The organism is Motilimonas cestriensis, from assembly GCF_021295315.1.
Taxonomy (GTDB): domain Bacteria; phylum Pseudomonadota; class Gammaproteobacteria; order Enterobacterales; family CBDFNC01; genus Motilimonas; species Motilimonas cestriensis.
Map to the genome: position 1 here is coordinate 161710 of NZ_JAIMJA010000007.1, position 15524 is coordinate 177233.

8 protein-coding genes are annotated in these 15524 nt (G+C 39.7%); 2 read left to right on the forward strand and 6 right to left on the reverse strand.

Annotated elements, in window-relative coordinates; translation table 11 throughout:
• Nucleotides 1-11 precede the first annotated feature (11 nt).
• The 3 genes from dptH to dptF are packed head-to-tail and all read right to left on the reverse strand — an operon-like array spanning nucleotide 12 to nucleotide 7966.
• Nucleotides 12-5081, reverse strand: coding sequence for a DNA phosphorothioation-dependent restriction protein DptH (gene dptH / locus K6Y31_RS08870; RefSeq protein WP_233052433.1), 5070 nt, complete (start codon nucleotides 5079-5081; stop codon nucleotides 12-14).
• A complete protein-coding gene (gene dptG / locus K6Y31_RS08875) occupies nucleotides 5062-6372 on the reverse strand; it encodes a DNA phosphorothioation-dependent restriction protein DptG (protein WP_233052434.1) in 1311 nt (436 codons plus the stop codon). The genes dptH and dptG overlap by 20 nt, the downstream gene beginning before the upstream one ends.
• A 1-nt stretch (nucleotide 6373) precedes the next feature.
• Nucleotides 6374-7966, reverse strand: coding sequence for a DNA phosphorothioation-dependent restriction protein DptF (gene dptF, locus K6Y31_RS08880; protein WP_233052435.1), 1593 nt, complete (start codon nucleotides 7964-7966; stop codon nucleotides 6374-6376).
• Between the two features lie 842 nt (nucleotides 7967-8808).
• Here dptF and K6Y31_RS08885 point away from each other — a divergent pair.
• Together K6Y31_RS08885 and K6Y31_RS08890 are read left to right on the forward strand one after the other, a co-directional pair.
• Nucleotides 8809-9507 (forward strand): pirin family protein, encoded by a 699-nt coding sequence (locus K6Y31_RS08885; protein ID WP_233052436.1) that lies wholly within the window; start codon nucleotides 8809-8811, stop codon nucleotides 9505-9507.
• A gap of 197 nt (nucleotides 9508-9704) precedes the next feature.
• The gene (locus tag K6Y31_RS08890; protein ID WP_233052437.1) at nucleotides 9705-12395 is read left to right on the forward strand and encodes a UvrD-helicase domain-containing protein; all 2691 of its coding nucleotides are present in this window, start codon (nucleotides 9705-9707) and stop codon (nucleotides 12393-12395) included.
• Between the two features lie 156 nt (nucleotides 12396-12551).
• On the opposite strand, the gene K6Y31_RS08895 is transcribed toward K6Y31_RS08890, so the two are convergent.
• The 3 genes from K6Y31_RS08895 to pyrD all read right to left on the reverse strand — a co-directional run bounded on the left by K6Y31_RS08895 (nucleotide 12552) and on the right by pyrD (nucleotide 15514).
• Complete coding sequence (locus tag K6Y31_RS08895) at nucleotides 12552-13745, reverse strand: cyclic di-GMP phosphodiesterase (protein WP_233052438.1); 1194 nt, start codon at nucleotides 13743-13745, stop codon at nucleotides 12552-12554.
• Nucleotides 13746-13875: 130 nt separating this feature from the next.
• Nucleotides 13876-14415: a cell division protein ZapC domain-containing protein gene (locus K6Y31_RS08900; protein ID WP_233052439.1), complete on the reverse strand. Its 540-nt coding sequence runs from the start codon at nucleotides 14413-14415 to the stop codon at nucleotides 13876-13878.
• 88 nt (nucleotides 14416-14503) lie between these two features.
• Entirely contained in the window at nucleotides 14504-15514 is a 1011-nt protein-coding gene (gene pyrD, locus K6Y31_RS08905; RefSeq protein ID WP_233052440.1) for a quinone-dependent dihydroorotate dehydrogenase, read from the reverse strand.
• Nucleotides 15515-15524: the final 10 nt, after the last annotated feature.

Consider the following 15524-nt stretch of genomic DNA (forward strand, 5'->3'; position numbering starts at 1 on the left):
GTTATTCCTTATTATTCTAATACAACTCTTGCACATTGAATTCTAACGAGCTTACCTTCTGATTTAAGGTAAGCATCACCTTTGCCGTTAAGTACTTCTGCACCTTGCTCATCGAGTATTACACGGCTTTCAGTACCATTTTTAACTCGCAGTGCGAGCTGCGCAGGCAGATTAGAACGTAAGTTTGTGCTGATTACATCGCCACTGGGTTTTTGTGTGGCAATAATTAAATGAATACCGGCAGCACGAGCTTTTTGAGCTAAGCGCCTAAGCTCACCTTCAATATCCTTTTTCATGTCTTTATCTGATGTTAAATCGGCGTATTCATCAAGCACCAAAACCCACCAAGGTATACGCTCTTCAGGGGTTACTTTGGCGTTGTAGTCTGGCAAGGAGCGAACACCTTCCGCTTTAAATTGCGTATAGCGTGATTGCATTTCAGCTACAGCTTGAGTTAATAACTCAAGCGCATCTTCATCATCAAAACCAATACGCCCTATTAAATGTGGGTAACGTTCAAAATCGTTGAGCTCAGTCCCTTTAGGGTCGATTAGCATCAACTTTAGTTCACTTGGCGCGTAATGCTCAACCATGCCGTATAAAATAGTATTGAGTGCTTCAGACTTACCGCTACCTGTTGTACCACCAATAAGTAAATGCGGGCAGTTTGAGGATGAGAAATTAAGTTTAATTACATCGCCAAAACGGTCTTCACCTAACGGCACCTCAAGCGCATTTTGTGGTCGCTGCCAGTTTGGCCAAATGTCATTTTGGTCTACAAAGTAACGTTGTTCTTGGCTTTTTGGTACATCAATCGTAATGCAGCCTTTATCTATGCCAAAACCCACATCCTGCTCTTGCTCTAGTTTTAACGCGAGCTTAAGTGATTGCGATTTGGCAAATACGCTTTCAGGCTTGTCACCTAAGTTTAAACCAACTCTAAATAAAATAGAGGCTGGGCCTTCAATATAAGGTTCAACATTATCGGGTTTGAGTAACGTAATGTTATGGCTGTAGTAACAATCGATAATTTGCTGATAGATAGCGCTTAAATCGCCCTCACTCATTTTTTTACGTGCCGCTGTTACTACCATATCTAAGTTGTTTGTATTTGCCTCTTTAACTTCTGTAGGGTTTGTTTGCTCTGCACTTTTACTATTGCTACTAGGTGGTGATATATCGTCTAATGCGGTAATTTTTGTACCTTGCGTTTTTGTAAGCTCAGTTTGCTCGTCAGCTTTGGCGTTTTGTTCAAGTACAACTTTTTGCGTTGTTGCGCTTTTAGTTAAAATATATTGCGCATCAATATGGTGTAATTTAGCAGGAGTTAAATCGGCTAATAAATTCTGCATTGGGGTTTTAACCCAGTGAGATAAATTGCCCGCTGGTAGCTCTACTTTGAGTATGTTGTGCACTTTTAAGAATGATGCTTTTGTAAAGTCGCGATCTTCCACATTTACAAATAAAAAGCCTGCTGGGTAACCTACAAGTTCTGCAAGTTCATAATCGCCTTGTAGCCACTGCGCACTGCGTTGCTCAATGCTATTGAAGTATCCCTCTTTATAAACTTTATAAAGTTTGTACTTATCAATTTGCATTAATACTTGGCGCATGAATAAGCCACGGTATAAATGCCCTGCCAGCGTTTTCTGCCCTAGGAGCGCTTCAAAATATTGCTTTAGTTCTTTGGCTTGCTCAACTCCTTTACTGTGCGTTTGCCGCTTTCCTGTTTTAACTTCAACAGGCAGTAAAATCATTTTCTGGTCTTTAAAACCAACAAATAGAATATCGTCTGAAATGACCCCTTTTTTAAAACCTTGCGCATGACGCGATAAGTCGCTATCAGCCATATTTAACCCTAAGTTACCTGCCACGCGAATAACCTCAGCAATAGAAAGTGGTACCCACGTAATATCAGAGTCTGCAACTAAACAATTTACGTATTTATAGGCACAAATAATGCCTCGCTTTTCTTTTCGTTCGTTGTCATTTGCCGTGACTAGGTTTAACAACCATTCACCATTAAAAGCATTAAACTCCTCGATAATACCGCCATCGTCATTTTCGAGTACTTTGTGGTATAAATCTGTTTGCTTAGTTACGGTTATTGCATCGTAATTAACTGAGTTTGTGTAATTATCGGAATAGTGAATAAGCACCATGTTCTTCTGGTCTTTAAAAAAATCTAACGTTACTTTAGGATCAATTATTGTAGTCCATATTGAGTTTTCGTAGGAGCGCTCTAGTAGCCTTTTAAAGTTTTCAGTAACCACGAGGGCTTGAGATCTAGACCCGCTGTATTCATCATAGTAGTTCTTTGCAGGTTTGATTAGTCCGCTATATTTTGCAATAAGCTTTAACTGTGGAGCACTATCAACATCAATGCCTTTTAGGCCAAAAGATGTGTAATAGCTACCATTTTTGTTTGCTGCTGACTCACCTGGCATTAAGCCATGACATACAACACCGGTTTCTTGTTTTAATATGTCAACATCGGTTGCTTTCACGCGTTCGTTATTTTTAAAGAACGACATGTGTGCATAGTTCTGCTCTTTTTGGCCTTTTTCGTGCTCGAATTTACTGTACGTTAAACGCGTTCTAAGTAAATCAATGATGCTATCGGCCTGCTCGCGAGCAGCGCCTTTGTTTAACTCACAGAGCTCTTTTAAGTCATCATAGCTTGCCATTTCAGCAAATCTGTCAAACCAGGTATAACACTGCGCTTCGTCGTATAAATTCACATGAATATTGGTAACTTTATTTTTTTTGAGTTTGATGTAGTCAATCAGGCCTAAAAATAGCTCTTTATTTTTCTGATTATTGACAGAGTTAATAATTAGTGTTGTTTTACTACCGGCTACAAATAAATGTTTAAAGGCAGTTGTGAACTTGCCTACTTTGTCTTTAACAAGCGTACGTACAAAGTCATAGCTACTTTCTTGTTGTGGAACAAGTTTTGACCAGAATACATTCTCTTTTTCGGCGTGGTTATACGAAAAATCATGCGTAGGGTCGTACACGAATGGTAAAAGTCCTTGGGCAGTTAAGCGCTGAATAGTAACTGGCGGTAATTTTTTAAAGCTGCCTGTTGCCTCTTTATCTTTACTTAATACGTCTGCCAAGTTGCAATTATAAGCAAGCACTAGTGGATGATATGGCGTAATATATGTTTGCTCATCAAAATCTGCAAAGCCAATATTCACAAGTAACTTATGCTGATCTAAAAGTGGCGCATCATAGGGTATTTCATCAATAGTGATTTGATAGATTTCAACAATTTGTAAGGCAAGCGCTCTAATTTTCACACCCCAGCCTGATAAACTTAACAACGATTTTTTATGTGTTAAATAATCAAATAAATCCCGGTAAGCAAAGTATAAATCAGCATAATGTGATTCTAAGTCTTGTAGTTTAATATCATGGCCATTCGTAAGCTTAGCTAAAGTTAAGCTATCCAATAACTCCGCTTCATTTTGCAATAGCGTTAGCCGCTTAGCTTTAGGTGCGACTTCTTTCCCGTCAATAAGTACTTTATTTTTACTACGGTTGAATTGCCCGAAGTATTCATCATTAAATAAATGATTAAAGCGCCCTTGGTCTAACAATAAAGGCAATGACAAAGTATCGGTAGATACTTCACCTTCAACATTAAATGTTAATTGGCTAATCGAGCCTTGTACGATAAAGCTTATTTCATCCGATTCAGTTGCTAGCTTTTTAAAATCAACAATACCTACAGCATCCGAATCAAACACTTGATTATTTTCTGACAGAATACTGGTATTTGTTAAATTACTTATTTGTAATGACTGCTCATCAGTTTGCAACGTTAACCATTGTTTTACAGGATCAACTAAGTATATGTGCTTAAATCCGTCTATGTGAAAATCATTTCCACTAATTACTAACACTTTGAAATTATGAGTTTCTTTTGGTTTTTCGGTTTTTACACGAAAGTTAAAGTAGCGAGCTTTCCCGTCGAAACTACTTGTAAGAACAGCTCTACTTCTTATTCCGCCTAGGTTTTTAATCGTTAAATCAATATTTGGAAGTTCTTTATTTTGTTGTACTTTACAAGAACTATCTTTTAACTTTTGATTTATAAAACAAAGCTCTAATTCAAATATATGCTGTTCTGGCTCTAATATTAATATTAGGTGTTGTTCTCTGATTCCAGCCCCTTTTTCTGACTTTGCTCTGGCGAGTAGCTCAATGTAAGGAGCTTTAACACTTTCCAGCTCTAGCAGATTAGTTCGGTTTTTTTGTTGCTCGGTGAAACATTCACCAATATCTAGGCTTTCTTTGTATTTTTCTATATTACCTTCAGGGAAGTGCTCTTTTATAAATTTTTCGCCAAAATCTAAAGCAGCAAGTTTGTCATGTAGTTCGTTAGGAAAATGATGAGTAATAAAATCAAGTTTTTCGCTCAGTGCTTTATTTTCTTTCAACCTATCTGTAATACTTTCTTTCTGATCCCAACCTTCCTTAGTGAGCTGATCATCTTTGAGTAATCCAATTTCTGGAAATTGTAAGTCACCATCTGCAATTGCATAGTAAAGTTTTTCAAAGCCAAACATAGTGGCCTCGTCCTCAACTATTTCATCAAAATGATAATCAAGTAAACACTCAGAAACTCTCGCTTTTTCGTTAGTTTGATCTATTTCTTTATGTAGCAATAGTTTGATGTTCTTTGGATCCCAAACAACGCCAGGCTGAGCAACATCTTCGGTCGAGTTTTTTAACGTATCGAGCATAGAATTATGGATGATTAATAAAGCAGTGCCTTTTGCTTCCCCCTCCATAGCTGATACAACATCACGTAAATGGGCAATATAATTCTCTGTAAAGTTTTCACCTTCATATACTGGAATTAATTCAACATTGCCGTACTGTACTGTCTTTAACTCAATGCCTTTTATAACCACACTCTTATCTGTAATTTTCATGAAGGCTTGATATAGTGCAAAACCCTTATCACTATCAGGACTTGTGAACTGATAACGAAAACCAACTTTTAATTCTTCAGCTGCCCAAATATTAAAGTGATAAACCAAAAAATCTTCAAACTGTTTTTCTAACATATACTGCATCTCCGCTATCACTCATTCGTTCCACGTTACCCATTCGCTCATAAAAACCGATTAATGATTGCTGGCTTTGTTTATCAAAATAAACACCTCTCGCTTCAAACTCTTTAATTATTTCGTGAAAACGTAATCTTTCTCGCTCCCCAATAGCAAGGTTTGTCAGTAGAACTATGTAATCTTGGTTAAACGTAAGCACTTGTCCCGCGCGTCCTCGGCGCTGAATAAATGGGTCAAGAATGTTACCCAACGTTCCTTTAACTACGGTGTCGTTATATTCAGTTAAGCGTCCTTTTTTATTATCGAACTGAGCATGTGATAAGCTAAGTAACTGGTTTAATACTTCTTTTTTATCGCTAGAATCTAACCATCTTTGCTCAATGTTGTACCATTTTCGTTGCATTCGATCTTCTACAAAATTATGACCAAATTGATTCAGCTTAGTAACGTCAATTTCGCTAATAGATTCAAATAGCTGCCAAAGGGGTTTAACTTCCCCTTTTACTTGTATAGCCTCATTCATAAACAAGTATGGAAATAGGTACTCTAGATATTCATGAAGCTGGCTATAACCAAAATTTTTGACTTGTGAACGTTCGTCGCTTGCCTTTTCATTATCAACAATGAAAAAGCAGGGCTTGCTTGTCGGTGCACCGCTAGCCCAGTTTTTAATATTCAGCGCCATTTGCGAAATATATAAAAATCCATATAGGCGAATAACAGAATTAAAGTTACTGAGTAAGTAGTGAGGTCTTTTATTTAAAAAGTCTAAGTCCTTTTTAAACAGTTCACTTAAAAATGGTAAATAGGCTGGTTCTGTCTTCTGGGATGCTTTTGTTTTACCTGATACATAAAAACTATCAAATTCAGATTTTATTTCTCTTTCTATAAAATTCAAGTCATTGATTGAAGAGCTTTCTAGCCTTAAACCATTTAATAGACCAACATACATGTCTCCTAACTTTCTGCTATTTGTGTCTACTTCATTTTTAAGCGCTTTAAAAATGAGAAGCTCTGGCGATATTTCAAAAAAATTTTCTTTTTCAAAATACATTTTTTCTAGCACATACCAAAATTCCGATTCATCTAATTTTGTTGAAAACCTCTGCTTACATAACTTTTTAAAATCATCCACATTTCCGGTAATTAGTGACTTACCATATAGAATATGTACGAAATACCCCAACACTGTATCCCAACAAAATTTATAGTGTTTATCTTTTGTTCTTAAAGGTAAAAATGTATTAAATGCATTATTGTTTGGTGACGTTAAAGTTTCTTTTATCATTTTATAGTCCACTCACTTCAAACTCTTCGTTATCAACATTTTTGATAGTGAAGTGTTTACTTTCTTTAATAATATGTAACGTTGCAACTTTATTTGCCACTTGTGCAATTTCATCTATCAATTCATCTAAGAGTACAACTGTATTTTTATCGTGTTTATTAGGACGGTAACCATCAGAAATTCTTTCCATTAAGTGTAATAAATTAATGTTTACTGGGATTGCTAATGAGTGTTCTTGAACATTAATAAAAGCTGTGAAACTTGCAGAAGACTTTGGTGAAAAGTTTGAAATACTCTTTATATCAGCCTTAACATCCAACTTTGAAACTAACTGAAAGCCGTTTAGCTCAGATATTAAATAATGATTTTTATCTAAATTTGGCGCATTGCGGTTATTGTATTTTCGTATAGCGCTGCGGATTGTATTGTTATAAAATAATTTAATCTGTTTTTTATGTTCTAAGCTACCATTGAAGTCTCTGTGCAACTGATAGACTGTAACGTATTGCTCAATTAGAGTTTCATTGAAGTCATGCTCGAATTTACTATGATAATTATTAGAAAATTCATATCCTTTAATAATATAGAATAAACGCAAGTAAGATAGACTGCTTTCTAGCGACTCAACCCCTAATATTTTTAAACACTCTTTAAACTCAGAAAACTCTTGATCTGGAAGATGTAGATCATTTGCTAGTATAAACCGATCAATTTTTTTTGTTCTTAAATGCGCAGGATCAAATTCAATTACTTTATTTGCCAACTCATTATCGCCACCTGAAAAAATATTATCGAAGAGGTAACCAGGCCCAGCTAAGAGCATAAAAACAAAATCGAGCAATGCACGAGCAGTTAAGAATTGATCACGAATTAGGCGGGCTTTAAAAAGTAACACTATTATATTTTTTTGTACTTCTGGGATACATAAAATCTCATAGTTAGCTTGGAGCCTTTTACTCGCTTGGCTGGTTTGCTCTAGTTTTTCTTTATCAAAAATCTGGCGAATAATATTGTCATCATTTGCTGTCAGTTTTTGTAATAGTTTTTGCGCAAACTCAGAAGTATATCCCCCTTCACCGATAAAGAATTTAGGGTAATCTTCAAAATTTATAAAAGTTACATCTTCGGTTGAAATATTGTTTGAGAGGTAATTTTTTATTACATCTTTGAACTTTTCGTTTGAGCCCTCTTCAGCATAATTTCCTAGCATACCGGTGTTAATACCAACGATCAGTGGCATGGTGCCAGACTCAAATTCGTCAAACACTTTATCTAAAGTTTGAATTGCATTCTCACGGGGATCGAAGCTGTGTGTTGCATCTAAGTGGAAGTGAGCTCGATTACTAAAACGCTTCTTACAATCAGTCAGTATTTCTGATTTACCATCACCACTACTACCACACAAAAACAAAACTTCAGGTTTATTGGATGAAAAACTAGAAATTTTCTTCTCCACATCAATAGCTATTGGCATCTTGATGTACAAATATTCCTTTACATCATCAAGTTGGTTTTTATTTTTACTGTCTCGCTCTGTAGACACAGCATAGGGTGATGACTTGGATAAAACGCTGAGGGCTTCTTTTAAGCGCATAAACTAGATTCCATTAATAACGGCTTAAACTAACCGCTCCTGGTTGATTTTTATACTTAGTGTCTATTCCCGACTTACCACTCCACTACCACCACACGGCGTTATTCAGGCAAGTAACTTTCATATTGGTTGAAGTTAAACCTAAAAATATCTCTTCAAAATCCGCTCCAAGATTAATAGTCATATTAAGATATTTTTTCCTCGACTAGCTCAGTAGACGGCATTGAATTTCAATCTGCTGAAACGGCGTAAGGTGATGATTTGGACATCACGCTTAAAGCGGTACGAAGATTCAAAAATGTTCACCATGCTGTGAGACTGACAAATGAAGCGGATAACAACGAAACACCGACATTTACCATCAAAAAATTGGAACCGATAATATCAAGGTTATGTTATTAAAACAGTTGTTTATTCCTTGTTTAGCCATTAAGTTCACGTTTTTATCTGATATTTTGCTTAACTTGCTTTGGTGTTGAAATCACCGCGCGTACCATTTCGCGGTTTAAAAACCGCTCTTACGGGTGTGTTGAATACAGTGAATGCTTTGATTATGGCGCGTGGTTTTTCGCAGCATAAATGCTGCTCCTACTGGTGTGTTGAATACGGTGATTGCTTTGATTATGGTACGTGGGTTTTCGTAGCATAAATGCTGCCCCTACGAGGGTTTGTGCGCGTTTGAGGCCATTAGTACCTGACTAGTTAATTCTATATTTTAGAACATATCATCATATATTTGGCGTTATTATTTCACTTAATAACACGATAAACTGGCTTTATTGAATAGCGATACCCAATAACTTTGTCGTTTCGCCCGATGTGGGCGGTTAAGGAGTTACATTATGATTACAGTGAGAAAAGCCAGTAACCGCGGTCGTGGCGACTATGGCTGGCTTAATACCCGTTACTCTTTTTCGTTTGCGAATTATTACGACCCGCGCCATATGGGCGTGTCGTCGCTGCGAGTGATTAATGATGATGTGATTGCGCCCGGTGCAGGGTTTGATACCCATGGCCATCGCGACATGGAAATTATTACTTATGTTACCTCTGGCACCATTGCTCATAAAGACAGCATGGGCAATGTGACTGAACTGCCAGCTGGCGAGTTTCAGTTAATGTCGGCAGGCAGTGGTATTCGCCACAGTGAGTATAATGCCTCAGAAACGGAGGGCTTAACCTTACTGCAAATTTGGATTGAGCCGAATAAATTTGGTGGCCAGCCAGGTTATCAGCAAAAGGCGTTTGGCCGTCGCCAAGGCTTACATGCGGTGATCACGCCTGATGGCAGTGATGACACCTTAAAAATAAAACAAGATGCGCGTTTGTTGCATTTGTTACTTGAGCCACAATCTGAAGATACCTTACAGCTACCGGCTGATCGCGTGGTGTATGTACAGCTATTGTCTGGTTTGCTCATGGTGAACGATGAGCCCCTTAGTCCCGGCGATGGTGCGCGGCTTGATAATGTAACCAATATTCGTTTTAGCAGTGGCAACAAACAAGCCGTTGAGGCTTTGGTGTTTGACTTGCCCGCCTAGGCCAAGTTTTAAACATAAGGCTACGAGGGGTAAGTTAGTTACCCCTTTCAGGCTGAAAATTTTAGTCTTTTTGCCTCATTTCGCGATTCAAAACAAGACATCTCAAGCGCTTAACAGTAACATTGCCTCAGTTGTTTTCAAGCGGCCAGCCTTTCAGGGCTGACCGCTTGTTTGTGTTACTACCATGGACTTGGCCCTTGAATAATTCGTCTGTATTGCTGCCCCCCTTCTCTTTTGATAGCCATTGGTATGGCGGTTTTTTTGGCAACAAAATCACCCGTTTGGTGTTTTGTGATAAAGGGTTAACTATTCAGGATAAGCTGATCCCTTGGGCGCAGATCACCGCGCCGTTAAGCCTGATTAACGGCACGCTGTTTGATACTTTATGTATTGAGCAAGGCGATGATACGTTATATATCCCTTGGTTAGCTAAACGTGCGTTTAGTCAGGTTTTTCGCCAAGGTGTGCAGCATTGGGCCAATTATCACCGCGACCATTTAATCAATCACGGCAAAGCCTTTGTCGCTTTAATCAAACAAGGTTATTTACGCCGCCATGAAACCCTTGCAGCCATTAGCCAAGCACAGGGTGTTTTAGCGCCTCTTGCGCAGCCTGATCGCGATGATCCCAATCAACCTATTCGCCATTTTGTAATGCTGCCAGCGTTACTCGATGAGGCAGGCAATAATGCCCTTAAGCTATTACAAGTATTGGCAGGCTGGGATGAAGCTGAGTTAGCTAAGCATCAGCAAACCTTCATTAGCCAACAAAAAGCGTTGTATCGTCATTACTTTAATACCGTAGAAAGCAACCCGCTAACGCCGCTACAACAAGATGCCTGTGTGATTAACGAGCGCAGCAATTTGGTATTAGCGGGCGCTGGCACCGGTAAAACCAGCACTATGGTGGGCCGCGCTGGCTATTTAATTACCAGTGGGCAAGCGCAAGGTGAGCAAATTTTACTGTTGGCGTTTGGCCGCAAAGCCGCCGATGAAATGGATCAACGTTTAGCGCTGTGTTTGCCTGAGCAAATCATTAAGTGCAGTACCTTTCACTCTCTGGGGCTGGCGATCATTGCGCAAGTAGAGGGTGAGAAACCCACATTATCGCCGTTTGTGGAAGACAGCGCGGCGAAACAAGCTTGGCTAGTAGAGCAATTTGAGCGCTTGTTAGCGCAAGACAGTTATCGCGAGCAGGTGTGTGATTATTTTGCCGAGCACAGTGTGCCTTGGATTACGCCGTTTGATTTTGACCAAGCGGGTGACTATTTGAGCTTTATGCAAAAGCAGGGCATTAAAAGCTTAAAAGGTGAAACCATTGTTGGCCAAAGTGATTTACTGATTGCCAATTGGTTGTTTCAACAAGGGGTGGAATACGAGTATCAAGCCAGCCCAAACACCGGTCAGCAAGCCTTGATGTCGCCCGCGCGCATTTATTTACCCGAGCATCAAATTACCTTGATCAATTGGTTGTTGGATGAGCATGACTCTCCACCTGAGTATCTTGATAAACGCGAATATCTAAATGATAAGCAGCGAATTAGCCAACAAACCTTTAAGTTGATTTCTCATTATTGCTGCGATCTGCAAAAAGAGAACTTTTTTGATAACTTGTCGCAACAGCTCACCGCCCAAGGGGTCATTTTCAAGCCATTATCACAGCAGGCTTTATTTGAGCATTACACCCATGTTGGTCTGATTGATAATTTGGCTGAGCAGTTAAGCCAAATGCTGAGTATTTATAAAGCCTGCTGGCTGGAACAGTCACAATTAAACGTGCGCTTGGCGGGCCATGATCATCAAGAGCAAGTGCGCGCTGCAGTAAACCTGTTGCAGCCTCTATTAATGGCCTATCAAAGCTATTTGGCGAGCCGCAATGAGATTGATTTTGATGACATGATTGGCCGCGCCATTAATTATGTCAATGACGGCCGCTTTGTGTCGCCGTGGCAACATATTTTAGTGGATGAGTTTCAAGATATCTCCGAGCCGCGGGCGCGGTTGTTAAAGGCGCTGCGCGATCTTCACCCGCAAGGCTCACTGTTTTGTGTTGGCGATGATTGGCAGGCCATATATCGCTTTACTGGCGCAGACGTGAATTTAACCACGCGTTTTGCCAATTATTTTGGCGACAGCGCGATCACCTCGCTGGATAAAACCTTTCGTTTTAATAACAGCATTGCGCAGGTGAGTAGCGATTTTGTTTGTCAAAATCCTGCGCAAATTAAGAAGCAATTAGTGACTCACGCCTTAGTAAATGAGCCGGCCATTTCCCTGCGCAGCGCAAGCCCAAGTGCATTACATGATGTGCTTGAGCAAATTCAGCAGCAAACACAGCATAAAGCCAATACCAGCGTACTTATTTTGGCGCGCTACCATCACTTATTACCTCAAGCTGGTGCGCTAGAGCAGCTTAAGCGCAGTTTTGCCCCTTTGGTTATTCGAGCCATGAGTATTCATGCCAGTAAGGGGATGGAAGCTGACTATGTCATTGTGGTGGGTTTAGAGCAGGGCTCGGCGGGTTTTCCGGCCACTAAGAGCACGCCGATATTATTAGATGCTATGTTGCCAAAAGCGGAAGCTTTTAATGATGCCGAAGAGCGTCGTTTGTTTTATGTGGCTCTCACGCGCGCTAAGCATAAGGTGTTTTTGCTGGCGAATATGCAGCGCCCTAGCCCCTTTGTGATTGAGTTGTTAGAGCAAGATTACGAGGTGTACACTGAGCAGCTGAGTACTACACCCGCTGCGCCAATTGCGATGCAAGCCCACCATTGCCCTGCTTGTGGTACGGGGGTGTTGCAAGCTAAACAAGGGCCATTTGGTGAGTTTTTTGGTTGTAGCCATTTTCCATTTTGCAGCCACAGCCAAAAGAGCTTAGAGATGTCTTAGGCAACCCGAATCTTGGATGAGCGAAATCGTATGTTTTGCGGCAAAAACGCTGTAAATATGTCCTTATACGCTTTGCGTTTTCATCCTTGAAAACGAAATTTTGCCGTAAAAAAAACTTTATCTTGGCTGCAATAAGCGTAAACAGGGCTAGTTTGATTAGCCCTGCTTCATTAAAAACTCCATCACTTGGTCCATGTCTAGTTCAAAATCATCGGGTCGCACGCCTTTGATAATGAAGTCATCTTCTTCACTTAGGTCCATTGGTTTGGATGGCTTGTAGTCATGCTGCTGCATATTGAAGAATGGCCTGACCTTTGGGCAAATAGGATCGTTGGGGTTACTGCTTTCAACAATCGCGAGCTGATTCGAGTTCAGCTCGACTAAGGTGCCAACAGGATACACCCCCATACATTTGATAAAGCTATCGACAAGTTCAACGTCAAGGTGTTCGTCTTTGGCCATGTGGCGCAAAATATTAAATGCTTTGATGTGGGCGAAACCGTCTTTGTAAACTCGATTTGCGGTTAGCGCATCGAATATATCGCAAATGGCGATCATTCTGCCGTATTTAGAAATATTATTGCCGCGCACTCTATACGGGTAACCGGTGCCGTTAAGCTTTTCATGGTGCAATGCCGCCACTTCTAAACTGAGCTTACTAATGTTTGGCGTGCGCTCTATCACGTGGATTGAGTGATTAACGTGGGTTTTCATGATGGTGAATTCGTTTTCGGTGAGCTTGCCCGGCTTATTTAAAATAGCATCGGGCACCATGATTTTACCTACGTCGTGTAAAAAAGCGCCTATGGCCAATTGGTGAATAATTTTTCGCTCTAATTTTAAGAATTTAGCGAAGATAGCAATTAACACTGACACTGAAACCGAATGCTCTAATAGGTACTGATCTTTTTTACGAATATTAATCACACTGGCAAGGGCGTCTGAGTTTTGAAAAATTTCATCAATAACTTCGTTGGTGGCTTCAATTACCGGCGCTAAATCTAATTCTCGGCCACTTTGCGCATCATGAAATATTTTTTTTTGTAGCTGTTTCGATTCTTTAAAAATATTGGTTGCGCGGGTCATGCGCTGAATAAAGCCTGCCTTCAGTTTTACGCCGCTGTTAGGCGCCTCTGGCTCGGTGGAGTCTTCATCCTCTGGCGCTTTAGGATAACGTGTTTTACTGGTATCGATCATCACACTAACCACACCTTTACTGTGCAAGGTGGCGACAGTTTGCGGCGTTTCGACATAACAGGCATGAGTGATCTTATAATTCTTGGCTTGCTCGATTATGTCGACTATATAATGACCGATTGCTAGTTCGGATAGTTTTTTTTCAACGAGCATGATTCACTCCAAATTAAAGACATGCAATGCGAGCTTAATGGTGGCTGCTATTAGCTTTATTATGGCGTTTTTTTAGCGGGTTGTATGAGGATATTTACGGTTTTTACTAACTTGTTTTAATTAACTTGTTTTAACTAACTTGGCTCATCAGGAAGGTTTGTTGTTGTAAACGGCATACTCGGTCGTTCATTACCTTGATCACGTCAAACTGCTGCAATGCTTTTTGTTGGCTGAACACGTGTTTAGGATCCACCAGCATACATAAACTGACTTGTGAATTTGACTCTAACACTAAATAACGGGCGCGTTGCTGTGCAAAACATGCTAGCTCAATCAACTCGCCCTGCTCTGGCCGATAAAATTGTGTTTGGACTTTAAAAAACCAGCTTTGCGGCATCATCGGTTTATGAAAACGGAGTGCCGTGATCGCATTTAATATCCAATGCACTTTTACCGCACTGGGTAGATCATGATCAGAAAGCTGCTCTAACAATTGGTAATATATCGCCGCATCATCAACGGTAAATGGCATCACTGATTTAGGAAATGCCACCATCTTTTTACGGTTCAAATAGGGTTGAAAAACCAACTCATCGCCCAACTCTAAACAGAGTTGTGACTGAGTTTTATCAAATTTCCATAACCAATTATCATCGGGCTTTAAAATCATAATCTACTCGTTAGTTATTTAACGGCTATAGCTATAAAATAAATATGATTATAAATCAAGTATAATGTTTAAAAACCAGTGAATAGCACTAGTAATTTTCAACAATGTTCTTAATTAAACCTGGACCATGATAAATAAAACCAGAATAAACTTGCACTAATTTAGCACCTGCTTGCATTTTTTCTTTCGCCGCAATAACCGAATCAATTCCGCCGACACCAATAATTGGCATTGCCCCGTTTAATTCTTTATTGAGCATACGGATCACTTCCGTGCTTAATGTTTGCACAGGGCGACCACTTAATCCCCCCGCTTCACCTGCATGAGGCATGCCTTTAACCATGCCACGCTCTAGCGTGGTATTGGTAGCAATAACCCCATCAATTTGGTGGCGGATAAAGCAATCTGATATTTGAACTATTTCTTCAACGCTTAAATCAGGTGCAATTTTAACCGTGAGTGGAACATATTTATTATACTTTTCGGCTAATTTAAGTTGACGATCTTTTAGATCTTTTAATAGATCATCTAACGCTTCTCCATATTGCAGCGTTCTTAATCCTGGGGTATTGGGTGAAGAAATATTAACCGCTATATATGAAGCGTGATCATATACTTTGTCCATGCAAATTAAATAATCGTCTTTACCTTGTTCAACCGGTGTATCAAAGTTTTTACCAATGTTAATACCAATAACGCCTTGGTATTTTGCCGCTTTAACATTTTGCACTAATTGATCAACGCCGTGGTTATTAAACCCCATGCGATTAATAATGCCTTCGGCTTCTTTTATTCTGAATAAACGCGGTTTAGGGTTGCCGTCTTGCGCTCGTGGTGTAACGGTGCCCACTTCCACAAAACCAAATCCCATGGCAGCGAAGGCGTCAATACATTCACCATTTTTGTCTAAACCAGCCGCCAACCCTACTGGGTTATCAAAAGTGATCCCCATTACTTCCACTGGACGCTTTCTTAAGTTTTGACGATAAACCATTTCGAGTGGTGTATTTTGAGTTCTTTTAAAATTATTTATCGCAAGATCATGGGCTTTTTCAGCATCTAATTTGAAGAAAGCCTCTCTGGCAAGACGGTATAACATGTTGACCTCA